This is a genomic window from Streptomyces solicamelliae, assembly GCF_045348655.1.
In the GTDB taxonomy this organism is placed as follows: Bacteria; Actinomycetota; Actinomycetes; order Streptomycetales; family Streptomycetaceae; genus Streptomyces; species Streptomyces solicamelliae.
This window is the reverse complement of the sequence record NZ_CP160404.1, coordinates 1,599,444-1,624,004: the sequence shown is the minus strand read 5'-3', so window position 1 is coordinate 1,624,004 and position 24,561 is coordinate 1,599,444. Positions and strand designations below refer to the sequence as shown.

Genomic DNA, 24,561 nt, shown 5'->3' with positions numbered 1-24,561 from the left:
AGCAAACGCTTAGGCGGGCTGTGATTGTTCCAGACGCACGACGACGGACTTGCTGGCGGGGGTGTTGCTCACGTCCGCCGTGGAGTCCAGCGGCACCAGCACATTGGTCTCCGGGTAGTACGCCGCCGCGCAGCCCCGGGCCGTCGGGTAGTGCACCACCCGGAAACCGGGCGCCCGGCGCTCCACGCCATCCCGCCACTCGCTCACCAGGTCCACGTAGGAGCCGTCCGCGAGGCCGCCCAGCGCCGCCGCGTCCTCCGGGTGCACCAGGACCACCCGGCGGCCGCCCTTGATGCCGCGGTAGCGGTCGTCGAGCCCGTAGATCGTGGTGTTGTACTGGTCGTGCGAGCGCAGGGTCTGCAGCAGCAGCCGGCCTTCCGGCAGCTCCGGGTACTCCACCGGGGCGGCCGTGAAGTTGGCCTTGCCGGTGGCGGTGGGGAACCGGCGCTCGTCGCGCGGGGCGTGCGGCAGCGCGAAACCGCCCGGGTTCGCCGCGAGGCGGGCGTTGAAGTCCACGAAGCCCGGCACGACCCGGGCGATGCGGTCCCGGATCGTCGCGTAGTCCTGCTCGAACTCCTCCCACGGCGTCGCCGAGCCCTCGCCGAGGACCGCCCGCGCCAGCCGGGCCACGATCGCCGGCTCGGACAGCAGATGCGGGCTCGCCGGGGGCAGATTGCCGCGCGAGGCGTGCACCAGGCCCATGGAGTCCTCGACCGTGACGAACTGCCGTCCGCCCGCCTGCACGTCCCGGTCGGTGCGGCCGAGCGTCGGCAGGATCAGCGCCCGGGCCCCGGTCACCGCGTGCGAGCGGTTCAGCTTCGTCGAGACGTGGACGGTCAGCCGGGCGCGGCGCATCGCCGCCTCCGTCACCTCGGTGTCCGGCGTCGCCCCGACGAAATTGCCGCCCATCGCGAAGAACACCTTCGCCTCGCCGTCGCGCAGCGCCTGGATCGAGCGCACCACGTCGAAGCCGTGGTGCCGCGGCGAGACGATGCCGAACTCCTTGTCCAGCGCGTCGAGGAACGCGGGCGCGGGCCGCTCGAAGATCCCCATCGTGCGGTCGCCCTGCACATTGGAGTGACCGCGCACCGGGCAGACGCCCGCGCCCGGCCGGCCGATGTTGCCGCGCAGCAGCAGGAAGTTGACCACCTCGCGGATCGTCGGCACGGAGTGCTTGTGCTGGGTGAGCCCCATGGCCCAGCAGACGATCGTCCGCTCCGAGGCCAGTACCAGCTCCAGCATCCGCTCGATCTCGGCGCGGGTCAGCCCGGTCGCCGCCAGCGTCTCGTCCCAGTCGGCGGCCCGGGCGGCCGCGGCGAACTCCTCGTACCCGTGGGTGTGTTCCCGTACGAACGCCTCGTCGACGGCGCCGTCCGTCTCCAGTACCAGCTTGTTGAGCAGCCGGAACAGGGCCTGGTCGCCGCCGATGCGGATCTGCAGGAAGAGATCGGTGAGCGCGGCGCCCTTCAGCAGGCCCTGCGCGGTCTGCGGGTTCTTGAACCGCTCCAGACCCGCCTCCGGCAGCGGGTTCACCGAGACGATCCTCGCCCCGGCGGCCTTCGCCTTCTCCAGCGCCGAGAGCATCCGCGGATGGTTCGTCCCCGGGTTCTGCCCGGCCACGATGATCAGGTCCGCGCGGTGCAGGTCCTCCAGGGAGACGCTTCCCTTGCCGATGCCGATCGTCTCGGTCAGCGCCGAGCCGGACGACTCGTGGCACATGTTGGAGCAGTCCGGCAGGTTGTTGGTGCCGAACTCGCGGGCGAACAGCTGCAGCAGGAAGGCGGCCTCGTTGCTGGTGCGGCCCGAGGTGTAGAAGAGCGCCTCGTCCGGCGAGGCGAGGGCGCGCAGCTCCTCCGCGACGATCGCGAAGGCCCGCTCCCAGGTCACCGCCTCGTACCGGTCCGCGCCCTCGGGCAGGTACATCGGCTGCGTGATCCGGCCCTGCTGGCCCAGCCAGTAGCCGCTGCGCTCGGCCAGGTCCGCGAGCGGGTGGGCGGCGAAGAAGTCCGGCGTGACCCGGCGCAGCGTCGCCTCCTCGGCGACCGCCTTCGCCCCGTTCTCGCAGAACTCGGCCACATGCCGCTTGTCGCCCTCCGGCCAGGCGCAGCCGGGGCAGTCGAAGCCGTCCTTCTGGTTCACCTTGAGCAGCGTCCGCGCGGTGCGGCGCACGCCCATCTGCTGATGGGAGATCCGCAGGGTGTGCGCGACGGCCGCGAGCCCGGCGGCGGCGTGCGGCGGAGGGGTGACCTCCGGCGCGTCCTGCACCGGGTCGCCTGCGGGCGGCTTGCTGACCATCGCGCTCTCCTTCGAGCGGTCGAACCGAGGTGTACGTCCCGGTCCGGGTCGTACGTCTTCGATCCTGTCACGGACCGCCGACAACGTGGGCGGGCGGTCGGTGGGTCGTGATCGTCGGCGGCCGGCGGGCCGGGATTGTCAGCGGTCCGTGGGAGGATCCCTCCGTGGCCGAGACAGCATCGAAGAAGACCCAGAAGACCGAAGAAACCCGCCCGCGCCTGCTCCTCATGGACGGGCACTCCCTGGCGTACCGGGCGTTCTTCGCGCTGCCCGCGGAGAACTTCACGACCGCCATGGGGCAGCCCACGAACGCGATCTACGGATTCGCCTCGATGCTGGCGAACACGCTCCGCGACGAGGCGCCCACGCACTTCGCGGTGGCGTTCGACGTCTCCCGCAAGACCTGGCGGTCGACGGAGTTCCCCGAGTACAAGGCGAACCGCTCCAAGACCCCCGACGAGTTCAAGGGGCAGGTCGAGCTGATCGGCGAGCTGCTCGACGCCATGCACGCGCCGCGCTTCGCGATCGAGGGCTTCGAGGCCGACGACGTCATCGCCACGCTCGCCACGCAGGCCGAGGCGGCGGGCTTCGAGGTCCTGATCGTCACCGGCGACCGCGACTCCTTCCAGCTGATCACCGACCACGTGACGGTGCTCTACCCGACGAAGGGCGTCTCCGAGCTGACCCGGTTCACCCCGGAGAAGGTGCAGGAGAAGTACGGCCTGACCCCCTCCCAGTACCCCGACTTCGCGGCCCTGCGCGGCGACCCGTCGGACAACCTGCCGGGCATCCCCGGCGTGGGCGAGAAGACGGCCGCGAAGTGGATCAACCAGTTCGGCTCGTTCGCGGAGCTGGTCGAGCGGGTCGAGGAGGTCAAGGGCAAGGCCGGGCAGAACCTCCGGGACCACCTGGAGGCCGTCAAGCTCAACCGGGTGCTGACCGAGATGGTCCGCGACGTGGAGCTGCCGAAGACCGTGCAGGACCTGGCGCGCGTGCCGTACGACCGCACCGCCCTCGCCCTCGTCCTCGACACCCTGGAGATCCGCAACCCGTCGCTGCGCGAGCGGCTGCTCGCCGTCGACCCGGGCGCGGCGGACGAGGCCGCCGCCGAGCCGGCCCCCGGCGTGGAGCTGGACTTCACCGTCCTCGGCGCCGGCGAGGTGGCCCCCTGGCTGGCCGAGCACGGCACCGCGCCGCTGGGCGTCGCCACGGTCGACAGCTGGGCCCTCGGCACCGGCAGCGTCACCGAGGTCGCGCTGGCCTCCGGCACGGGCGCGGCCGCCTGGTTCGACCCCAGCGAGCTCGACGAGGCCGACGAGCGGGCCTGGGCCTCCTGGATCGCCGACCCCGAGCGGCCCAAGGTGCTGCACAACACCAAGGGCGCGATGCGGGTCTTCCCCGAGCACGGCTGGTCCGTCGCCGGCGTCACCATGGACACCGCCCTCGCCGCGTACCTGGTCAAGCCCGGCCGCCGCTCCTTCGCGCTGGACGCGCTGTCGGTCGAGTACCTGGGCCGCGAGCTCGCCCCGGCGGCCTCGGCGGACGGCCAGCTGGCCTTCGGCGCGGACGACACCGCGGAGGCCGAGGCCCTGATGTCCCAGGCCCGGGCGATCCTGGACCTCGGTGCCGCCTTCGAGGAGAAGCTGGGCGAGGTCGGCGCGCGGGACCTGCTGCACCAGGTCGAACTGCCCACCTCGGCGCTCCTGGCCCGTCTGGAGCGGCACGGCATCGCCGCCGACCGGGACCATCTGGAGGCGATGGAGCAGCAGTTCGCCGGCGCGGTCCAGCAGGCCGTGAAGGAGGCGCACGCCTCGGTGGGGCACGAGTTCAACCTCGGCTCCCCGAAGCAGCTGCAGGAGGTCTTCTTCGGCGAGCTGAACCTGCCGAAGACCAAGAAGACCAAGACCGGCTACACCACGGACGCCGACGCGCTCGCCTGGCTGGCGACCCAGACCGAGCACGAACTGCCGGTCATCATGCTCCGGCACCGTGAGCAGGCCCGGCTCCGCTCCACCGTCGAGGGCCTCATCAAGACGGTCGCCGCCGACGGCCGGATCCACACCACCTTCAGCCAGACCACCGCCGCCACCGGCCGGCTGTCGTCCACGGACCCCAACCTGCAGAACGTGCCGGTGCGCACCGACGAGGGCCGCGCGATCCGGCACGGCTTCGTCGTCGGCGAGGGCTTCGAGGCCCTGATGACCGCCGACTACAGCCAGATCGAACTGCGCGTCATGGCCCACCTGTCGGAGGACGCGGGCCTGATCGAGGCGTTCGCCTCCGGCGAGGACCTGCACACCACGGTCGCCTCGCAGGTCTTCGACGTCGAGCGGTCCGCCGTCGACGCCGAGATGCGCCGCAAGATCAAGGCCATGTCGTACGGCCTGGCGTACGGGCTCTCCCCGTTCGGGCTCTCGCAGCAGCTGGGCATCGAACCGGCCGAGGCCCGCGGGCTGATGGACACGTACTTCGAGCGCTTCGGCGGCGTGCGCGACTATCTGCGCCAGGTCGTCGACGAGGCCCGGGCCACCGGCTACACCGAGACCATGCTCGGCCGCCGCCGCTACCTGCCGGACCTCAACAGCGACAACCGGCAGCGCCGCGAGGCCGCCGAGCGGATGGCGCTCAACGCGCCGATCCAGGGCACGGCCGCCGACATCGTGAAGGTCGCCATGCTCGACGTCGACCGCGCGCTGACCGAGGCCGGCCTGGCGTCCCGGATGCTGCTCCAGGTCCACGACGAAATCGTGCTCGAACTGGCCCCGGGCGAGCGGGAGCAGGTCGAGGAGCTCGTCCGCCGCGAGATGGCCGGCGCCGTGGAACTGCGTGCGCCGCTGGACGTCTCGGTGGGCGTCGGCCCCGACTGGGACTCCGCCGCCCACTGACGTCCGTCCTGACGCCGGGGTCTTGAAGCCTGGCGTCAGCCGCCGTCGCCGGTGCCAGCGGCGGCGGCGGTCACGGGGGTCCGGTGCGCCGTGGGCGCACCGGGGCCCGGGCCGTCGCCGCGCCGCCGGCGCAGCCGGACCGCCGCCCCGTACAGCACGAGGCCGGCGGCCAGGCCCGCGCCCGCGCCGAAGCAGGCGGTCGGGATGATGTCCAGCGGGGTGTCGATCCGGCCCCAGTACGCGTACCAGCGCACGCAGCGGTGCACCACGCCCACCGTCACGCACCCGCCGAGCAGCGCCCACGCCGCCCAGCGGCCGCGGCGGCTCAGCACGGGGACGCCGTCCGCCGCTCCGGGCGCCGTGCGGCGCAGGCCGGTGGCGGTGAACCACACCAGCACGGCGAGCGCCACTGCCGAACTCCCGTACTGCAGGTACGTGTAGACGGGGAAGCCGGCCACCAGATCGCCGAGGACCGGGATCGCCCGGGTGCCCCAGCGGTCCAGGTGCGTGAACGAGTCCCAGACCACGTGCGTCGCCGCGCCGATCGCCGCCGAGACCACGAACCAGGCCGCCGTCCTGGCCTTCCCGGCGCGGTCGTGCCCCCGGGGCGTCCCGCGGACGAAGCCCAGCACCCGCCCGCGCCACCGCTGCGGCAGCAGCGCGACCAGCGGCTCGCGGACCATCAGCCACAACCCCACCAGCGCCGCCGTGATCGCCACATCGACGGTCAGCACGCCCCACAGCGCATGGGTGACGTCGCCGAACGGCATCGCCTGAGGGACCACACTCGCCGCGTAGTAGGTCATGTCGGGCGCGAACGAACCCGCCACGAGTGCCGACGGCAGCAACGGTCCGCGGCCCGAGCCGTCCCGCCGGATCCCCGGCAGCACGGCGGCCGCATGGCTGAGCGTGAACGGCATGCGCGAGTCCCCCTCGTGTCCCCTCCGGGCGGTCCGGGAGGCGTTGCCCAGTATGCGCGAACAGCCATTCCGAACAACGGACATGAGCATCGTGACGAAAGGATGAAAAGCGGTCAGGGGCCGGTGTCCCGTCCCGTGGAGTTGCCGTAGGGTCGCCTGAGGTCCGCGCGCGGGGAGCGCGAGTCGACAGGGGAGGGGACCCATACCTATGGCAGCGCAATTCGGCCGCCGGCTCCGCAGGGGCGCCACGACGACGGCGATCGCCGCCGCCGCGGTTGCCGCACTCTCCGCCTCGCAGGGCCCCGGGGCGATTCCGCCGCCCTCCGACATCGCGAGCGGGGACGGCTCCCTCGGCTCCGGCGACAGCAGCACCCCGCCGGGCGGCTCCGCCACCGGCGACTCGCCGTACTACACGGACCTGCCGCCGCTCAACACGCCGAACAAGCCTGGCACTTCCATAGACCTGCCGGTCATCACCGGCCCCGCCGAGGCGGGCATACCCGCGACCGTGCTCGCCGCCTACAAGCGGGCCGAGTCCGCGCTGCAGACGAGCGACCCGAGCTGCCACCTCCCCTGGCAGCTCCTCGCCGGCATCGGCAAGGTCGAGTCCGGCCAGGCCCGCGGCGGCCGCGTCGACGCCAACGGCACCACCCTGTCGCCGATCCTCGGGCCCGTCCTCAACGGCGTCGGCTTCGCGAACATCAGCGACACCGACGACGGCGCGTACGACGGCGACCGCACGCACGACCGGGCCGTCGGCCCGATGCAGTTCATCCCCGAGACCTGGGCGACCTGGGGCCGCGACGCCAACGGCGACGGCCGCAAGGACCCGAACAACATCTACGACGCCGCCCAGGCCGCCGCGCTCTACCTCTGCGCCGCCGACCGCGACCTCGCGGTGAAGGCCGACCTCGACAAGGCGATCCTCAGCTACAACCGGTCCACGGAGTACCTCCACACGGTGCTCTCCTGGTTCGAGTACTACAAGCGCGGCTCCCACCAGGTCCCGGACGGCACGGGCCAGCTGCCGGGCGACCGCAGCGACACCCCGGAGCGCGAGCTCCCCGTGACGCCGCCCGCGTCCACCCCGACGCCCACGCCGACCCCGGCCCCTCCGGCGACCCCGAAGCCGCCCGCGCCGAAGCCGACCCCCACGCCGACGCCGCCCGCGAAGCCCACCCCGGTGCCCACGCCGTCCGTGGTGCGCATCAAGGACAACGGCACCGGGACGCTGACCGCGACCACCGGCACGCTCTTCGCCGAGCGCCCCGCCGTCGCGGCCGTCGACGCGGCGGGCAAGCCGGTCGCCGGTGTCGCCCTGGAGTTCGAGCTCGTCGGCGACACGGACACCCGCTTCACCGGCGGCGCGGTCTCGGCGACCGTCAAGACCGCCTCGAACGGTGTGGCCGTCGCCCCCGTGCTCCGGGCCGGCGAGAAGACCGGCACGTTCACCGTCAAGGTCACCGTCACCGGCCGCACCCTCGCCGCCGTCCAGTACCAGGCGACCGTCTCCGCCCGCACCGCCGACACGCTCGCCCGCACCGACGAGAAGGCGCTCACCGCCGTCACCGGCACCGCGTTCGCCGACGCCCTCCAGGTCAAGGCCACCCTCGACGGCGCCGCCGCCTCCGGCGTCGCCCTCACCGCCACCCTGATCACCTCGGCCGAGGACCCGACGCCCCACGACCGCGGCCCGTACTTCAAGGACGCCGAGGGCAAGCCGGTCCGCACCCTCGCCGGTCTGAAGACCGACGAGAACGGCCTGCTCACGCTGCCCGCGCTGTACGCGGACGACCAGACCGGCACCTTCCTGCTCCGGCTGACCACGCCCGGCGGCGGCACCCTGACCGTCGAACTCAAGGTCACCGCCCCGGAGGCCCCGTCGGAGGGCCCGTCACCGACCCCGTCGGGCACCCCCGCCCCCTGACCGGGGTCTCACCACCTCCCGCTCCCGTTTCCCTCGCGCCCCTCCGTCCGCACCGGACGGAGGGGCGCTTGCTGTTCTCATCTCGCGGCCGCGTTGCTACGGTGCCCCAGCCCACCTGACGCCCTATCAGATCGAGCACCGGGAGGCCGACTTGCGCGCCCTCGCAGCCGCCGCCATCGGACTGGCCCCTGTCCTCCTCTTCGTGCTGCTCGTCGCCCTCGTCGAGCTGCCGCCCGAGGGCACCACCTCGCCCCGGCCCCTGCTCACCGCCGACCCCGGCCCCAAGAAGTAGGGGAGCACCCATGCGCCGCCGCGCCAGCCTCGTCCTCCTCGCCTTCGCCGTGTTCTTCGCCGCGATGGCCCCCACCCTGCGCTGGTACGCCTTCCCGAGGCTCGCCAAGATCCCCTCGAACCAGTACCAGGAGGTGGTCCTGGAGGCGAGGCCGGCGACCCTGCTCGACTACTCCACACTCACGGCCGAGCGGGTCGAGAAGATCACCGTCGTGCAGACCCTCAAGGGCAACGTGGAGGAGTCACGGCGCATCGAGCGCGACGCCGGCCGCGACGTCGTCGTCTGGGACGCCCTCTCCCACTTCATGGGCCCCGACGGGAAGATGGTCTCCCAGATCCCCGAGCGGTACATCTTCGACGCCCACACCCAGGACCCGGTCAACGCCACCGGCGAGATGGTCGACGGCGACCCGGTCCGCCGCCAGGGCATCGAGTACAAATGGCCCTTCCTCACCGAGAAGCGGGACTACCAGTACTTCGACGCCCAGACCCGCACCTCCGCCCCCATCCACTACAAGGGCACCCGTGACTTCCGCGGCCTGGAGGTCTACTACTTCGAGCAGACGATCCCGTGGACCAAGGTCCCCATGCCGAAGAAGATGCCGATCAAGGGCATCACCCCGCAGATCATCGAGAGCACCGGCATGACCCGCTGGTACACCACGAAGCGGATGTTCTGGGTCGAGCCCGTCACCGGCGCCCCGGTCAACGGCGAGGAGATCCACACGGAGGAGATGCGCAACGCCGAGAAGCTGATGGGCAAGCCCAAGGTGACCGCCTTCTCCGGCCATGTGAAGATCCGCGAGGACTATCTCGACGCCACCGTCGAGCTGGTGAAGTCCAACCGTCTGACGGTGCTCATGCTGGTCTCCTATCTGCCGTGGAGCTTCACCGTCCTGGCGCTGCTCCTCTTCGTCCTCGCCCTCCGGCTGGAGGCCAGAGGCCGCCGCTCCGCCGTCACTCCCTCCTGAGCCGCGCGTTGGTGTGCCGGGTCGCCGTGGCCGCCGCCGGGTCCTCCGGCCACGGGTGCTTCGGATAGCGCCCGCGCAGCTCCGCCCGCACCGCCCGGTACCCGTCCCGCCAGAACGAGGCCAGGTCCGAGGTCACCGCCGCCGGCCGCCCGGCGGGGGAGAGCAGGTGCACCAGCACCGGCACCCCCGCCACCCGCGGCGTCTCGGTCAGCCCGAACAGCTCCTGCAGCTTCACCGCGAGCACCGGCCGCTCGCCCGCGTAGTCCACCCGTATCCGCGAGCCGCTCGGCACCTCGATCCGCTCCGGCGCCAGCTCGTCCAGGCGCGTCGCCTCGCCCGACGCCCACGGCAGCAGCCGCCGCAGCGCCTCGCCCGCCGGTATCCGCCCCAGGTCCGCCCGCCGCCGGGCCCGCGACAGCTCCGGCTCCAGCCAGTCGTCGACCCGCGCGAGCAGCGCCGCGTCCGACACGTCCGGCCACGCCCCGCCGGCCTCCCGGTGCAGGAACGCCAGCCGCGCCCGTAGCTCCCTCGCCTCCCGGTTCCAGGCGAGCAGCCCGAGCCCCTCGCGCTCCAGGCCTTCGACCAGCGCCCGTCGTACCAGCCCGGCATCGGCGTCCGACCGCAGCGGCCGCACCGTCAGCTCCACGGCTCCCAGCCGCTCCACGGACCGGGCGACCACGTCGCCGTCCTCCCAGTGCACCTCCTCGCCCGAGGTCAGCAGCCGCTCCGCCGCCGCCCGCGCCGCGCCCTCGTCGAGCACCGCCGCCAGCCGCACCCGGGCCGTCGTGCTCCGCGCGGTCCGGTCCGCGACCGCCACCGCCAGCCACGGGGCGTCCCGCAGCCGCGAGCCCTCGGCCGGCTCCGCCGCGCCGCCGGACACCATCAGATACCCGCCGTGCTCCCGGCGTCTCGCCACCCGCTCCGGGAACGCCAGTGCCGTCACCAGCCCCGCCGCCGCGTCGTCGCTCCCCCCTTCCCTCGAACCGGCCCCGATGCCGGGACCGGACCCGCCGACCGCACCGCCCCGAGCCGCTGTGCCCGCCTCGCCCAGCGCCCGTTCCAGCCGCCGCGCCTCCGCCTTCCAGCGCGCCCCGTACCCGTCGCTGCCGCGTCGCGCCTCCCGCCAGGCCGCCACCAGGTCGTCCCCGTACTCCCGCGGCGGCTCCTCGCTCAGCAGCGCCACCACCTCGGCCGCCCGCCGCGCCCCGATCCGCGGCGCACTGTCCAGCAGCGCCCGCCCCAGCCGTGGATGCAACCCCAGCCGGGACATCCGCACCCCGCGCTCGGTGGCGCGTCCTTCCGCGTCCACCGCGCCGATCGCCGTCAGCACGGACCGCGCCGCCGCGAGCGCCCCCGCCGGAGGCGCGTCCAGGAGTGCCAGCCCCGTGGCCGCCGGGTCGCCCCAGCAGGCCGCCCGCAGCGCGAAGTCCGCCAGATCGGCGATCCGGATCTCGGGAGAGGGGAAGCGGGCACGCGCCCCGTCCTGCGCCTCCGCCCAGCACCGGTACACCACTCCGGGAGCCTCTCGCCCCGAACGGCCCGCGCGCTGCGTCGCCGCCGCTACCGACACCGACATCGTCGCCAGCGAACCCAGCCCCCGGGCGTGGTCCATGCGCGGCTCCCGCGCGAGCCCGGAGTCCACCACGATCCGCACCCCCGGCACCGTCAGACTGGACTCGGCCACCGATGTCGACAGCACCACCCGCCGCCGCCCGCCCGGCTCCGAGCCGCGCAGCACCGCGTCCTGCACCGCGGCGGGCGCCCGCCCGTGCAGCTGGAGCACCTCCGCGTCCAGGCCCGCCAGCAGCCCCGCCGTCCGAGCGATCTCGCCCGTCCCGGGCAGGAAGCAGAGCACGTCGCCCTCGTGCCGCTCCATCGCCAGCCGGACCGTCGCCGCCACGTGCCGCAGCAGCGCCGGATCCACCCAGGTGCCGTGCGCCGGCCTGATCCCCGCGGGCGGCGCGGCGAACCGCACCCCGTAGCCGTGCCCCTCGCCCTTCGCCCGCACGATCGGTGCCGGCCCGCTGCCGTCCAGCACCGTCAGGAGCTCCGCCCACGCCTCCGCGTCGCTCGTCGCCGAGGCCGCGATCAGCTTCAGCTCCGGCCGCAGCGTCGCCCGCACGTCCACCAGGAACGCCATCGCCGTGTCCGCGTCCAGATGCCGCTCGTGGCACTCGTCGAGCAGCACCACGTCCACGTTCGCCAGCTCCGGATCGCGCTGCAGCCGCTGCAGCAGGACGCCCGTGGTCACCACCTCGACCCGCGTCGCCGGACCCGCCCGCCGCTCGCCGCGCACCGAGAAGCCGACCGCCTCGCCGACCTCCTGGCCCAGCAGCCAGGCCATCCGCCGCGCCGCCGCCCGCACCGCCATCCGGCGCGGCTCGGCGACCAGCACCCGACGCTCCGGACCGTCCCCTATGAACCCGGCCAGCGCCAGCGGCACCAGCGTGGTCTTGCCGGTGCCGGGAGGCGCGTGCAGCACCGCCGTGCCGCGCTCCTCGAGCGCGCCGAGCAGCTCGGGGACGGCGTGACGGACGGGAAGCAGATCGAGTGCGTCGTTTCGGATCACGCACTCAGTCTCGTACGTCGCGCGAGAGCCGGGCTTCCTCCGTCCACAGCCCCGCGCGACTCGTACGACTTAACGACTAGTCGCGAACCCGGTCGCCGACACGGACCCGGATCCCGTCCCGACTCGGCCCTGGATCCCGTCGTCGATCCGCTCGCAGACGAAGATCGCCGTCCCCGGGATCAGATTCCCCCGCAGCGGAGACCAGCCGCCCCACTCCTGGCTGTTCCACTCCGGCCACTCCGGCTCGACCAGGTCCACCAGTCGGAACCCGCCGGCCACCACGTCCCGCACCCGGTCGCCGATCGTCCGGTGGTGCTCCACGTACACCGCGCGCCCCGACTCGTCCTGCTCCACGTACGGCGTGCGGTCGAAGTACGAGGCGGCGATGCTCAGCCCCTCCGGGCCCGGCTCGTCGGGGAACGCCCAGCGGATCGGGTGCGTCACCGAGAAGACCCAGCGCCCGCCCGGCCGCAGCACCCGGTGCACCTCGCGGAACACCCGCACCGGGTCCGCGACGAAGGGCACCGCGCCGTACGCCGAGCACGCCAGGTCGAAGGCGCCGTCCCGGAACGGCAGCGCCCCGGCGTCCGCCTCCACGAGCCGGACCGGCGGCACATCGCTGCCGCCGATGCGCAGCGCGTGCTGGAGCTGCCGGTGCGAGAGGTCCAGGGCCACCGCCCGGGCGCCCTGCGCCGCCAGCCAGCGCGAGCACTGTGCCGCTCCCGCGCCGATCTCCAGGACGTCCAGACCCTTCAGCGACTCCGCGGGACCCAGCAGCCCGGCCTCCGCCTCGTCGAGTCCCTCCGGCCCCCAGACGAACCGGGCGTCGCCCAGGAACGCTCCGTGCTCGCTCTGGTACTCGTCGGCGTTCCGGTCCCACCATCCGCGGCTCGCCCGGCTGCTCTCCGCGTCCCCGGCGTCACGGCGGGTCGCGTCGGCATCCTCGTACGGTCCGTGCTCTTGGTTCATCTCGCCCGTCGTTGTAGTTTGCGCTTCAGTGCCGGCGCGGGGCCGGCTCCCCCGGCCGGTATGGCCTGGGGAGTCATGAGTTGTGCCGGGTATGGGGCGAACTGCCCCGGCTGCGCGCTTCGCGCATTGACCGTGTCCGGCTGCCCCCGTATGCTAAAGGTTGCGCTGCGGGCCTGCGCGCCTCAGACGGAGCAGGCCGCGCTCGCAACTGTTGCAGTCCCCTCGGTTCTCGAGGCGCCCCCCGGTTGCCGGGAAGGCGCTTCCTTGGCTGTCCGGCTTCTTCAGTGCGATACGGGCTCTCGGCGTAGCAGTACCTACGACTTTCTGTCCGTAACCGGAGCCCTTTCCCACATGACGAGCAGCACCGAGACCACCGCCACCACCCCGCAGGTTGCGGTCAACGACATCGGTAACGAGGAAGCCTTCCTCGCCGCGATCGACGAGACGATCAAGTACTTCAACGACGGCGACATCGTCGACGGCGTCATCGTGAAGGTCGACCGGGACGAGGTCCTGCTCGACATCGGTTACAAGACCGAAGGTGTCATCCCGAGCCGCGAGCTCTCGATCAAGCACGACGTCGACCCGAACGAGGTCGTCAAGGTCGGCGACGAGATCGAGGCCCTGGTTCTCCAGAAGGAGGACAAGGAAGGCCGCCTGATCCTCTCGAAGAAGCGTGCCCAGTACGAGCGCGCCTGGGGCACCATCGAGAAGATCAAGGAAGAGGACGGCATCGTCACCGGTACCGTCATCGAGGTCGTCAAGGGTGGTCTCATCCTCGACATCGGCCTCCGCGGCTTCCTCCCGGCCTCCCTGGTCGAGATGCGTCGTGTCCGCGACCTCCAGCCCTACGTGGGCAAGGAGCTCGAGGCGAAGATCATCGAGCTGGACAAGAACCGCAACAACGTGGTCCTGTCCCGCCGTGCCTGGCTGGAGCAGACCCAGTCCGAGGTCCGCCAGACGTTCCTCACCACCCTGCAGAAGGGTCAGGTCCGCTCCGGCGTCGTCTCCTCGATCGTCAACTTCGGTGCCTTCGTGGACCTGGGTGGCGTCGACGGTCTCGTCCACGTCTCCGAGCTGTCCTGGAAGCACATCGACCACCCGTCCGAGGTCGTCGAGGTCGGCCAGGAGGTCACCGTCGAGGTTCTCGACGTGGACATGGACCGCGAGCGCGTCTCCCTGTCGCTGAAGGCGACCCAGGAGGACCCGTGGCAGCAGTTCGCCCGGACCCACCAGATCGGTCAGGTCGTCCCGGGTAAGGTCACCAAGCTGGTTCCGTTCGGTGCGTTCGTCCGCGTGGACGAGGGCATCGAGGGCCTGGTCCACATCTCCGAGCTGGCCGAGCGCCACGTGGAGATCCCGGAGCAGGTCGTCCAGGTCAACGACGAGATCTTCGTCAAGGTCATCGACATCGACCTCGAGCGTCGTCGCATCAGCCTCTCGCTGAAGCAGGCCAACGAGTCCTTCGGTGCCGACCCGGCCTCGGTCGAGTTCGACCCGACCCTGTACGGCATGGCCGCGTCCTACGACGACCAGGGCAACTACATCTACCCCGAGGGCTTCGACCCCGAGACCAACGACTGGCTCGAGGGCTACGAGACCCAGCGCGAGGCGTGGGAGACCCAGTACGCCGAGGCGCAGCAGCGCTTCGAGCAGCACCAGGCCCAGGTCATCAAGTCCCGCGAGGCCGACGAGGCCGCCGCTGCCGAGGGTGGCAACGCCGCTCCGGCCGCCGCGCCGACCGGTGGCTCCTACTCCTCGGAGTCGGACGACAACTCCGGCGCCCTGGCGTCGGACGAGGCCCTCGCCGCCCTGCGCGAGAAGCTGGCCGGCGGCCAGAGCTGAACAGGCTCTGAGCCGGCAGCCAGTAGCTAGCCGCTCGTACGGAGGCCCGCCTCCCGGTTCACCCCGGGAGGCGGGCCTCCGTCGTGTTCTCGGCATGGCGAGGCCACGCCGCTTTTCGGGATGGCGAAACCACGCCACGGGGGAATGCACCCCCTGTGACCGGCGTTGACACGTACGGACACGAGGAGGAGCGGTAATCGTGCTTGATCCCCAGGATTTGTACGCGTGGGACCCGAAGGGCCTGGCCGTGGTCGACATGGCGCTGGCGCAGGAGTCGGCCGGACTGGTCGTGCTCTACCACTTCGACGGATACATCGACGCGGGCGAGACGGGCGAGCAGATCGTCGACCGCATCCTCGACACCCTCCCGCACCAGGTCGTCGCCCGCTTCGACCACGACCGGCTGGTCGACTACCGGGCCCGCCGGCCCCTGCTGACCTTCCGCCGCGACCGCTGGACCGCGTACGAGACCCCGGCCATCGAGGTCCGCCTCGTGCAGGACGCCACCGGCGCGCCCTTCCTGCTGCTCTCCGGCCCGGAGCCGGACGTCGAATGGGAGCGTTTCGCGCTCGCGGTCCGCCAGATCGTCGAGCGGCTCGGCGTACGGCTCGCGGTGAACTTCCACGGCATCCCCATGGGCGTCCCGCACACCCGCCCCGTCGGCCTCACCCCGCACGGCAACCGCACCGACCTGATGCCCGGCCACCGCAGCCCCTTCGACGAGGCCCAGGTCCCGGGCAGCGCCGAGTCCCTGCTCGAGTTCCGGCTCATGGAGGCCGGTCACGACACGCTCGGCGTCGCCGCCCACGTCCCGCACTACGTGGCGCGCTCCCCGTACCCGGACGCCGCGCTGACCGCGCTCGAGGCGATCACCGCCGCCACCGGCCTCGTCCTGCCCGGTGTCGCGCACGCCCTGCGCACCGAGGCCCAGCGCACCCAGACCGAGATCGAGCGCCAGATGGGCGAAGGTGACGACGAGCTGACCTCGCTGGTCCAGGGCCTCGAGCACCAGTACGACGCCATGGCCGGCGCCGAGACCCGCGGCAACCTGGTCGCCGAGCCCGTCGACCTGCCGTCCGCCGACGAGATCGGCCGCGAGTTCGAGCGCTTCCTCGTGGAGCGGGAGGGCGAGGCCTGAGGCCCGGAAGCCCGGGGCTAAGCTGCCGCTCATGCTGAAGGTGGGCCTGACCGGCGGAATCGGCGCCGGCAAGAGCGAAGTGTCGCGGCTGTTCGTCTCGTACGGCGCCGTGCTGATCGACGCCGACAAGATCGCCCGCGAGGTCGTCGAGCCCGGCACCCCCGGGCTCGCGGCCGTCGTGGAGGAGTTCGGGGCCGACGTCCTCACCCCCGAGGGCGCCCTCGACCGGCCCAGGCTGGGCTCGCTGGTCTTCTCCGACGCCGGTCGGCTCGCCGCGCTGAACGCCATCGTCCACCCGCTGGTCGGGGCCCGGTCCGCCGAACTGGAGCAGCTCGCCGGCCCCGGCGACGTGGTGATCCACGACGTCCCGCTGCTCACCGAGAACGGCCTCGCCCCGTTGTACGACCTCGTGGTCGTCGTGGACGCGAGCCCCGGGACCCAGCTCGACCGCCTGGTCCGCCTCCGGGGCATGGACGAGACCGAGGCCCGCAACCGGATGGCCGCCCAGGCCACCCGCGAGCAGCGCCGCGCCGTCGCTGATCTGGTCATCGACAACGACGGTCCGCTGGAGGAGCTGGAACCCCAGGTCCGCAAGGTCTGGGAGCAGTTGCGCGAGCGGGCCGCGGAAGGCCGCTGACACAGGACGGATCTTTCGCGCGAGGCTTCCGGCTGGGTCCGCGCCCGGCTGGGTAGGGATCGCGCAGGGCCGGGCGGGCTCGTACGGCGTACGGAATACCGTTCCCCGGCCGAGGCGTTGCACCACCGGAGCGAGGGAAGGATCCAGTGTGGCCGAGCCGACCCCGGAGACCCACGTCATCGCCTTCCGTGCGGCCGAGCAGTTGCTCGACGCCCGGGATCCGCGCGGTGCCATCAGGCTGCTCGATTCCGTGATCGCCGCCCATCCCGAGAGCGGCGCGGCCCGGCTGCTGCGGGCGCGCGCCTATTTCGCCTCGGCGCAACTGCGGGCGGCGGAGCGGGAGTTCCAGTACATCGTGGATCAGGAACCGGACAACGCGTTCGCACACTTCGCGCTCGCCCGCACCTTGCAGCGGGCCGGCCGCGCCGAGCAGGCCACCCGGCACTTCCGGCTGGCCGCCGCCCTCGACCCCAAGCCCGAGTATCTGGAGGCGGCGGGGTTCGACGCCGCGGAGTGAGTCTTCAGCGCCGCCCGTGGCCGCCGTGGTCCGGCTCGTACGGGGGGATGTCCCGCCCCGGCTGGTAGTGCGGCCCCTGGCGCAGATGCCGCAGGATCATCGCCAGGTCCACGGTGACCACCACCAGCAGCACCCCGCAGGCCGCGGCCCAGCCCGGGCGGTCGAGCAGCGCGAACACGACAGTGCCGAAGACCGCCCAGATCAGACCCCATAGACTCATCAGCAACCGCATCCGCAGAGGACTGCGCGCGGTCGACGGCTCATTCCCGGTACGCATGACGCTCGCCTCTCCTACTGGAGTGGTACCCGCGCGTGTGCGGTTCACCGGTACGGATCGAAACGGGGGCGGAACGTGGTCGGTACGGGCGCCGGGAACGGGACGGACTGGCAGCGGACCGCGGTACGCCGCTCCCGGGTGCGTGGCTGTCTGCTGGGCGGTGCGATCGGAGACGCGCTCGGCAACCCGATCGAGTTCCTGTCCCTGGACGGCATCCGCCGCACGTACGGGGAACAGGGTGTCACCGGCATGGTGCCCGACGCGGAGGGCGTGACCGGCCGGATCACCGACGACACGCAGATGACTCTGTTCACCGCCGAGGGTTTGATCCGGGCGCACGCACGAAGTGCCGCCAAGGGCATCGGGGGTGCGGAGACGGCCTGTGTCCAGCGCGCGTACCGCCGCTGGCTCGACACCCAGAATCATGCGGCCCCGCCGGCACACGGCGGCGACGACCTCGTGCGCACCGGCCTGCTGCGCACCCGGCCCTGGCTGTACGCGCGCCGCGCGCCGGGCAACGCCTGTCTGACCGGGCTCGCCGCCGGCCATGTCCCGGACCCCTTCGGCCCGCCGGGGGAGCCCGGTCCGGTCAACCCGCAGTCCAAGGGCTGCGGCACGGTCATGCGCTCGGCGCCCTTCGGACTGACCGGCGCGCACCCCGACCGGATGTTCACACTGGCCGCCGCGGCCTCCCGGATCACCCACGGACACCCCACCGCCTCCCTCTCCGCAGGCACCTTCGCCGCGATCGTGGCCTACCTGCTGCAGGGCGAGTCCGGGCCCGCGGCCGTGCTGCGGGCGATGGACCTGCTGCGGCGGCACGCCGGCCACGAGGAGACCACCGCGGCGCTCCACAGGGCCGTCGATCTGGCGGGCGAGCGGGGCGGGCCGAGTGCCGAGCGGGTGGAGTCTCTGGGCGCGGCCTGGATCGCGGAGGAGGCGCTGGCCATCGCCGTGTACTGCTTCCTCGCACGGACCGGCTCGGTCGCCGAGGCGCTGCTGCTCTCGGTCAACCACTCCGGCGACAGCGACTCGACCGGCTCGCTCTGCGGCAATCTGCTCGGCGCGGCCCACGGCGACGTCCAACTGCCCCTGGAGTGGCTGATGCTGACGGAGGGACGGGCGGTGATCACCGAACTCGCCGACGACTTCAGCCTGCAGTTCGAGCACGGCGAGGCCGCCCCCGGGGTACCGGTGCACTCCTTCGACCGCTACCCGGGATTCTGAACGGGGAAAGTGCGTTCCCGGCGGAGAAAGTTCCTCCGGGAGCGATGAGTTCGGGCGGCCGGCCCTGTCTACCTCTGTGAAAAGCGCACGAGACGCCGACACGAGGAGCACACGATGACCGCCCTGATCCCCGAGGCCACCACCACCTCCGCCACCGCCGCTTCGGCGCGGCGCCTGGGCCGCAAGGCCGACATCTCGGTCCGCGTCCTGCAGTGGGTCCTCGCCCTGTTCTTCGCGGTCGCGAGCGCCGGGCCGAAGCTGATCGGCCACTCCTCGGCGGCGGAGGGCTTCGACACGATCGGCTGGGGCGACTGGTTCATGTACACGGTCGGCGGCCTGGAGCTGGCCGGGGCGATCGGCCTCGTGATCCCCGTGCTGTCCGGTGCGGCGGCGACGGCCCTGATCGGCCTGATGGCCGGCGCGTTCGTCTTCACGCTGACCTTCTTCGACGGGCAGAACGCGGCCACCCCGGTGATCTTCGCGGTGCTGCTGGCCGTGGTCGCCTGGATCCGCCGCGACCAGAACGTCCGCCTGCTCGCGCTGCTGTCGCGCCGCGGCTGACGCGACGACCGGCGGCATCGGGCGGTACGCGACGGCGCGCCGCGCCCGGGACAGGGGTCCGGGCGCGGCGCGCCGTCGTGTGTGCGGCCGCCGTCGGCCGCGTCAGTGGACGACCGAGTAACTGCGCCAGGGCAGCCTGCCCGGCACGATGGAGTCGGCGGTCTTGCTCGGAATGTAGGTGGAGAGCGGTCCGCGGCAGTCCCGGGTCGGGTAGGCGACGAGGTCGACCAGGGTGTCGTTCTCGATCCGCGTCGCGCCGGCGGGCCCGAGCCGGTGGCAGCCCTCGACCGGAGGGCTGGTCACGGTGACCACCAGCTCGCGTTCGGTCTCGTACGTGATCGTGCCCACGGCGCTGCGGCCGAGGCCGGAGCAGCCCGCGACGGCGAGGGGCAGGAGCGCGGCCGCGGCGGCGAGGCCGAGGCGCCGGTGAGTGGACATGGCGGATCCTCGTCTGTGGTGCTGGTCGGGACGGGGTCGGGACTCCTGGCCACCATGTCCCGCCGGGTACGGCCTGTCATGTGGTGCTGGGCCGCCCGGGCTACGCCGCGTCACCGGCCGTTGTCAGACCTCCCCCGTATGGTCGGAGGTCCAGGTCGTCGATGCCGTCGACGACGTCGTTCCTGCGCGGACCGGGAGGTGACCAGGTCGTGAGCCCCGCGTGGCACGGCTGTGCCGCCGTCTTCCTGCCCGCCGCGCTGCCCCGAGAGGGACGCGTCGCCTTCTGGTCGCCCGACGGCGGGCCCCTGCCCGAACCCCCCGACGGCTCCGGGACCCGCACCGAGATCACCGTCGCCCGCCGGCACGGCAACGGGGCCCGCGGCCGTACCGTCCCCGCCGTCGTCCTGCCCGTCGGTGAGGCCCTGCCGTACCTCGTCGCCGCCCGCCGGCACCCGGCCGCCCACCCCGCCGCGGCCTGCTGGGGCGCCGCCGCGCTGCACGCCCTGCAGCTCACCGCCCGGGGCCGGCTGCTGCCCGGACTGACCGCCGACGACCTCGACGCCTGGCGGGCCGGCCCGCTCGACCCGGCCGACATCGCCCACCTGCGGGCCGTCGCCGCCGCCATGCCGTACGAGGCGCACGCCGTACCCGTCCCCGGGACCGGCCCGTTGCGGCTGCCGGACCCCGAGGCGCTGGTCCGCGCCTTCCTCGACGCGGTCGCCGACACCCTGCCGCGCAGCCCGGCGGCCGCCCATGCCGCGGGCCGGCCCTTCGCCGCCCGGGAGCCGCAGCATCTGCCCGGGGCCCGCGCCTGGGCGGCGGAGGCCGCGGCCGGGATGGACGCAGGGGTGCGGGTGTCGCTGCGGCTCGACCTCTCCGGGTACGAGCTGTTCGACGTCGCGGAGGAGGGCGGCGCGGAGCGTCAGGCCGCGGCCGCGCTGCTCCAGGTGCACAGCCTGGCCGACCCCACGCTCGTCATCGACGCCGCCGCCCTGTGGGCCGGGGACGGCGACGAGACCTTCGGGCCGCGCGCCCGGATCGACGCGGTGCTCGCACTGCGCCGCGCGGCCCGCGTCTGGCCGCCGCTCGCCCGGCTCCTGGACCGGGACGTGCCCGACGTCCTGTCCGTCACCGAGGACGAGCTGTACGAGCTCCTGGGCCCGGCGGCGGCCCGGCTCGCCGACGCCGGGGTCGCCGTGCACTGGCCCCGCGAACTGGTCCGCTCGCTCACCGCGACGGCCGAGGTCCGCCCCGCCCGGTCCGCGCCCGGCTCCGCCACCGACGGCACCTCGTTCTTCGACAGCACGGAACTGCTCCGCTTCGACTGGCGGCTCGCCCTGGACGGCGACCCGCTGACCGAGCGGGAGATGGACGCGCTCGCCGAGTCGCACCGCCCCGTCGTCCGGCTGCGCGACCAGTGGGTGGTCGTCGACCCCGCCCTGGTACGCAAGGCCCGCAAGCGCGAACTGGGCCTGCTGGAACCGGCGGACGCCCTCGCGGTCGCCCTCACCGGCACGGCCGAGGTCGACGGCGAGACCGTGCCGGCCGTGCCCGTCGGCGCCCTCGCCGAGCTCCGGGACCGGCTCGCCGCAGGGCCCCAGGCGGTCCCGCCGCCGCCCGGACTGGACGCCACCCTGCGCGACTACCAGCTGCGCGGCCTCGCCTGGCTGGACCTCATGACCTCGCTCGGCCTCGGCGGCTGCCTCGCCGACGACATGGGCCTCGGCAAGACCGTCACCCTCATCGCCCTGCACCTGCGCCGCGCCCGCAGCGCCCCCACCCTCGTCGTCTGCCCGGCGTCCCTGCTCGGCAACTGGGAGCGCGAGGTACGGCGGTTCGCCCCCGGTGTGCCCGTCCGGCGCTTCCACGGCGCGGAGCGCTCCTTCGAGGGAACCGACGGCGGCTTCGTCCTCACCACCTACGGCACCATGCGCACCGGCGCCGCGGAACTCGCCGCGCGCGAATGGGGGATGGTCGTCGCCGACGAGGCGCAGCACGTGAAGAACCCGTTCTCGGCGACGGCCAAGGCCCTGCGGACGATCCCCGCGCCCGCCCGGGTCGCCCTCACCGGCACCCCCGTGGAGAACAACCTCTCCGAACTGTGGGCGCTGCTCGACTGGACCACCCCCGGACTCCTCGGCCCCCTCAAGGCGTTCCGTGCCCGGCACGCCAGGGCGGTGGAGAACAACGAGGAGATCGAGCACCGGGAGGCCGTCGAACGGCTCGCCCGGCTCGTCCGGCCCTTCCTGCTGCGCCGCCGCAAGTCCGACCCCGGCATCGTGCCCGAGCTGCCGCCCAAGACCGAGTCCGACCACCCCGTGGCACTCACCCGCGAACAGGCCTCGCTGTACGAGGCGGTGGTCCGCGAGACCCTGGGGCAGATCGAGGACGCCGAGGGCATGGCCCGCCGCGGTCTGGTGATGAAGCTGCTCACCTCCCTCAAGCAGGTCTGCAACCACCCCGCCCAGTACCTGAAGGAGTCCGCCGGACGCGGCGGGCACCGGCTGGCCGGCCGCTCCGGGAAGCTGGCCCTGCTCGACGAACTGCTCGACACGATCCTCGCCGAGGACGGCTCCGTCCTGGTCTTCACCCAGTACGTGTCCATGGCGCGGCTGCTCGCCGAGCATCTGGCCGCCCGCGGCATCACCGCCCAACTCCTGCACGGCGGGACGCCGGTGGCCGAGCGGGAGCGGATGGTCGACCGTTTCCAGTCCGGCGAGACCCCGGTGTTCCTGCTGTCCCTCAAGGCGGCCGGCACCGGCCTCAACCTGACCCGCGCCGGGCATGTCGTCCACTTCGACCGCTGGTGGAATCCGGCCGTCGAGGACCAGGCCACCGACCGCGCCTACCGCATCGGGCAGACCCAGCCGGTGCAGGTCCACCGGCTGGTCGCCGAGGGCACGGTCGAGGACCGCATCGCCGAACTGCTGCGCTCCAAGAAGGCCCTGGCCGACGCCGTCCTCGGCAGCGGCGAGGCGGCCCTGACCGAACTCACGGACCGTGAACTGGCCGACCTGGTGTCCCTGAGGAGGTCGTCGTGAACGCCCGCCGCCTCCCGGACGCCGGCCGCGTTCCGTCCGTGCGCTCCGGTGCCCGCGGCCGGTCGGCCCCGGCGGCCGGCGACGTGGCCGAGCCGGTGCTCCTGAGGAGGTCGTCGTGAACAGTCGCTTCGCCGCCGAGCGCCGTCTTCCGTCCGGCCGTCCCGGCGCCGTGGGCCGTCCCGGGCCGGCCGCCCGCCACGACGACCGGCGCCGTACCTTCCCGGCGGTGCCTCCCCGCGCGGCTCCCGACGGTCGCTTCGCCGCCACCTGGTGGGGCAACGCCTGGGTGGAGGCCTTGGAGGACACCGCCCTCGACCCGGCCCGGCTGGCTCGGGGCCGGGCGTACGCGGGCCGCGGCCAGGTCGACGCGATCACGGTCACGCCCGGCCGGGTCGTCGCGTACGTGCACGGCAGCCGGCCCCGCCCGTACCGCACCGAGATCCGGCTGCGGGTCCTCGGCGACAACGACTGGGAGCGGTTCCTCGACACGGCCGCCGACCGCCCCGAGCACATCGCCGCCCTCCTCGACAAGGACGTGCCGCACGCCCTGGCCGCCGTCGCCGACCTGCTGCCCGCCCCCGGCGACCTCGTCCCCGACTGCTCCTGCCCCGACGACGGCTTCCCCTGCAAGCACGCCGCCGCCCTCTGCTACCAGGCGTCCCGGCTGCTCGACGAGGACCCGTTCGTGCTCTTCCTGATGCGCGGCCGCGGCGAGCAGGAGCTCCTCGCCGCGCTCACCCGGCGCAACGCGGCCCGGTCCGCCACGGAGCGCACCGCCACGGCTCCGGAACTGCCCACGCTCCCGGCCCGCGCCGTACTGCCGCCGAGCACCGGAGGCCGGGCCCTGCCGCCGCTGCCCGAGCCCCTGCTCGCCCCCGCGCAGCCCGGCCGCCCACCGCTGCCGCCGCCGGACCGGGACGCCCCCGACCCCCTGGCGCTCGACCTGCTCGCCACCGAGGCCGCCGCCCGGGCGCACGCCTTCCTCACCACCGGACGGGACCCGGTGGCCGAGCTCGGCCCGTGGCAGGACGCCGTCCGGCTGGCCGCCGCGCACCCCGGCTCCGGCCTCACCGCCTCCACCCGCGCGCTCTACCGCGACCTCGCCGCCGCCCTCGACCGCACCCCCACCGACCTGGCCCGCGCGGTCGCCGCCTGGCGGCAGGGCGGCGCGGCCGGACTGGAGGTCCTGGAGGAGCCGTGGGACCCGCCCGCCGGCCCCTTCGACCGGGCCAGACCCGCGCTGCTCGCCGCGGACCTGCCCGCCTTCCGGCCCTGGCGCAACCGGCTGTCCACCCGCACGCTCCAGCTCCGCCTCGGCCGCGACGGCCTCTGGTACGGCTACGAGTCGGACGCCGACCGCGAGGACTGGTGGCCCCGGGGCGCCCCCGACGCCGACCCGGTCGGCGCCGTCACCGCGCTCATGGGCCGCTGACGGCCGCGCCCTTCCCGGCCGCCCCGCCGTGCTCCTCAGCCCAGCGCGTCAGGGTCAGGAAGTCGGCCTCGCGCAGGCCGCGCCGCGGATGGATCCGCAGCAGCAGCGCCGGGGCGTCGTGGCGGAGAGCCACATACGTCTCGTCCCGCCGCGTGATCATGTCGTCGACCCAGGCGAACGGCCGCCCCGCCGCCCACTCCAGGAGCGGGCGGGTCTTCCAGTACAGCCCGTCCTCGTTCTTCGCGAACAGCTCGGGCCACTCGATGACCGGCAGGTCGGACGGCAGCCCGACGGCCGGGGCGATCATCTCGTTCGCCTCGTGCATCCAGGTGGTCGCCCAGGCCAGTTCGTACGGCAGCGTCCGCAGCCGCGGCCCGTGCTCCGGGTTGAGCACGACCTTCAGGCCGCGCCGCAGCCGGCGGGACCCGGGGGCCTGCCGGGACGACCAGTTCGACGGCCGGAAGCGGTGCGTGGTGTAGCCGCGCAGTCGGGGGAACCGGGACGCGTACGGATTGAGCGGCCCGTCGACGTCGAGGAGGAGGAGCGGACGGTCGGTCATGGCAAGAGCGTTACCCCGAACGGCGGCCGACAAGTCCCCGGATGGCAGGGTCCCCGCCCCGT

Annotated in this window: 20 protein-coding genes; 13 read left to right on the top strand and 7 right to left on the bottom strand. The window is 73.4% G+C overall.

The features are described 5' to 3' along the window. Nucleotides 1-9 precede the first annotated feature (9 nt). Nucleotides 10-2,295 carry an FdhF/YdeP family oxidoreductase gene (locus ABZO31_RS07515; protein WP_406860303.1) on the bottom strand — a complete coding sequence of 762 codons (2,286 nt, stop codon included), beginning with the start codon at nucleotides 2,293-2,295 and terminating at the stop codon, nucleotides 10-12. Nucleotides 2,296-2,459: 164 nt separating this feature from the next. Between ABZO31_RS07515 and polA the strand changes: the two genes are divergently transcribed. Continuing rightward, entirely contained in the window at nucleotides 2,460-5,180 is a 2,721-nt protein-coding gene (polA, locus tag ABZO31_RS07510) for a DNA polymerase I (protein WP_406860302.1), read from the top strand. A 35-nt stretch (nucleotides 5,181-5,215) separates the two neighbouring features. Here polA and ABZO31_RS07505 read toward each other — a convergent pair whose 3' ends face one another. After that, nucleotides 5,216-6,100, bottom strand: coding sequence for a DUF4184 family protein (locus ABZO31_RS07505; RefSeq protein ID WP_406860301.1), 885 nt, complete (start codon nucleotides 6,098-6,100; stop codon nucleotides 5,216-5,218). A gap of 208 nt (nucleotides 6,101-6,308) precedes the next feature. Here ABZO31_RS07505 and ABZO31_RS07500 point away from each other — a divergent pair, with 208 nt between their 5' ends. The 3 genes from ABZO31_RS07500 (at nucleotide 6,309) to ABZO31_RS07490 (ending at nucleotide 9,289) form a co-directional block, all read left to right on the top strand. Further along, nucleotides 6,309-8,027: a lytic murein transglycosylase gene (locus ABZO31_RS07500; RefSeq protein WP_406860299.1), complete on the top strand. Its 1,719-nt coding sequence runs from the start codon at nucleotides 6,309-6,311 to the stop codon at nucleotides 8,025-8,027. 151 nt (nucleotides 8,028-8,178) lie between these two features. Beyond that, nucleotides 8,179-8,319 carry an SPW_0924 family protein gene (locus ABZO31_RS07495; protein ID WP_406860298.1) on the top strand — a complete coding sequence of 47 codons (141 nt, stop codon included), beginning with the start codon at nucleotides 8,179-8,181 and terminating at the stop codon, nucleotides 8,317-8,319. A gap of 10 nt (nucleotides 8,320-8,329) precedes the next feature. After that, nucleotides 8,330-9,289 (top strand): DUF3068 domain-containing protein, encoded by a 960-nt coding sequence (locus ABZO31_RS07490; protein ID WP_406860297.1) that lies wholly within the window; start codon nucleotides 8,330-8,332, stop codon nucleotides 9,287-9,289. Here the strand turns inward: ABZO31_RS07490 and hrpB are convergent. Next, nucleotides 9,276-11,858, bottom strand: a complete 2,583-nt coding sequence (gene hrpB / locus ABZO31_RS07485) for an ATP-dependent helicase HrpB (protein ID WP_406860295.1) — start codon at nucleotides 11,856-11,858, stop codon at nucleotides 9,276-9,278. The two genes, ABZO31_RS07490 and hrpB, sit on opposite strands and share 14 nt — an antisense overlap. A 69-nt stretch (nucleotides 11,859-11,927) precedes the next feature. Next, entirely contained in the window at nucleotides 11,928-12,827 is a 900-nt protein-coding gene (locus ABZO31_RS07480) for a class I SAM-dependent methyltransferase (RefSeq protein WP_406860293.1), read from the bottom strand. 351 nt (nucleotides 12,828-13,178) lie between these two features. Here ABZO31_RS07480 and rpsA point away from each other — a divergent pair, with 351 nt between their 5' ends. The 4 genes from rpsA (at nucleotide 13,179) to ABZO31_RS07460 (ending at nucleotide 16,964) form a co-directional block, all read left to right on the top strand. Next, a complete protein-coding gene (rpsA, locus tag ABZO31_RS07475; protein ID WP_362531081.1) occupies nucleotides 13,179-14,672 on the top strand; it encodes a 30S ribosomal protein S1 in 1,494 nt (497 codons plus the stop codon). Between the two features lie 199 nt (nucleotides 14,673-14,871). After that, on the top strand, nucleotides 14,872-15,810 hold the full coding sequence (locus ABZO31_RS07470) for a PAC2 family protein (protein WP_406860291.1): 939 nt from the start codon (nucleotides 14,872-14,874) through the stop codon (nucleotides 15,808-15,810). 31 nt (nucleotides 15,811-15,841) lie between these two features. Then, complete coding sequence (coaE, locus tag ABZO31_RS07465) at nucleotides 15,842-16,447, top strand: dephospho-CoA kinase (protein WP_406860289.1); 606 nt, start codon at nucleotides 15,842-15,844, stop codon at nucleotides 16,445-16,447. Nucleotides 16,448-16,595: 148 nt separating this feature from the next. Further along, nucleotides 16,596-16,964, top strand: coding sequence for a tetratricopeptide repeat protein (locus ABZO31_RS07460; RefSeq protein ID WP_406860287.1), 369 nt, complete (start codon nucleotides 16,596-16,598; stop codon nucleotides 16,962-16,964). A 4-nt stretch (nucleotides 16,965-16,968) separates the two neighbouring features. On the opposite strand, the gene ABZO31_RS07455 is transcribed toward ABZO31_RS07460, so the two are convergent. Next, nucleotides 16,969-17,241 (bottom strand): DUF6343 family protein, encoded by a 273-nt coding sequence (locus tag ABZO31_RS07455; RefSeq protein ID WP_406860285.1) that lies wholly within the window; start codon nucleotides 17,239-17,241, stop codon nucleotides 16,969-16,971. A gap of 75 nt (nucleotides 17,242-17,316) precedes the next feature. On the opposite strand from ABZO31_RS07455, the gene ABZO31_RS07450 reads away from it, so the two are divergent. Together ABZO31_RS07450 and ABZO31_RS07445 are read left to right on the top strand one after the other, a co-directional pair. Further along, nucleotides 17,317-18,468: an ADP-ribosylglycohydrolase family protein gene (locus ABZO31_RS07450; RefSeq protein ID WP_406860283.1), complete on the top strand. Its 1,152-nt coding sequence runs from the start codon at nucleotides 17,317-17,319 to the stop codon at nucleotides 18,466-18,468. Between the two features lie 114 nt (nucleotides 18,469-18,582). Further along, on the top strand, nucleotides 18,583-19,029 hold the full coding sequence (locus tag ABZO31_RS07445; RefSeq protein WP_406860282.1) for a DoxX family protein: 447 nt from the start codon (nucleotides 18,583-18,585) through the stop codon (nucleotides 19,027-19,029). Nucleotides 19,030-19,131: 102 nt separating this feature from the next. On the opposite strand, the gene ABZO31_RS07440 is transcribed toward ABZO31_RS07445, so the two are convergent. Beyond that, the gene (locus ABZO31_RS07440) at nucleotides 19,132-19,467 is read right to left on the bottom strand and encodes a hypothetical protein (RefSeq protein ID WP_406860280.1); all 336 of its coding nucleotides are present in this window, start codon (nucleotides 19,465-19,467) and stop codon (nucleotides 19,132-19,134) included. A 161-nt stretch (nucleotides 19,468-19,628) separates the two neighbouring features. On the opposite strand from ABZO31_RS07440, the gene ABZO31_RS07435 reads away from it, so the two are divergent. The 3 genes from ABZO31_RS07435 to ABZO31_RS07425 are packed head-to-tail and all read left to right on the top strand — an operon-like array spanning nucleotide 19,629 to nucleotide 23,940. Further along, entirely contained in the window at nucleotides 19,629-22,508 is a 2,880-nt protein-coding gene (locus ABZO31_RS07435) for a DEAD/DEAH box helicase (protein ID WP_406860279.1), read from the top strand. Further along, nucleotides 22,505-22,627, top strand: coding sequence for a hypothetical protein (locus ABZO31_RS07430; RefSeq protein WP_406860277.1), 123 nt, complete (start codon nucleotides 22,505-22,507; stop codon nucleotides 22,625-22,627). Before ABZO31_RS07435 ends, ABZO31_RS07430 begins: the two co-directional genes overlap by 4 nt. Then, nucleotides 22,624-23,940 (top strand): SWIM zinc finger family protein, encoded by a 1,317-nt coding sequence (locus ABZO31_RS07425; protein WP_406860275.1) that lies wholly within the window; start codon nucleotides 22,624-22,626, stop codon nucleotides 23,938-23,940. Before ABZO31_RS07430 ends, ABZO31_RS07425 begins: the two co-directional genes overlap by 4 nt. On the opposite strand, the gene ABZO31_RS07420 is transcribed toward ABZO31_RS07425, so the two are convergent. After that, a complete protein-coding gene (locus tag ABZO31_RS07420) occupies nucleotides 23,927-24,499 on the bottom strand; it encodes a hypothetical protein (RefSeq protein WP_406860273.1) in 573 nt (190 codons plus the stop codon). The two genes, ABZO31_RS07425 and ABZO31_RS07420, sit on opposite strands and share 14 nt — an antisense overlap. Between the last annotated feature and the right edge of the window lie 62 nt (nucleotides 24,500-24,561).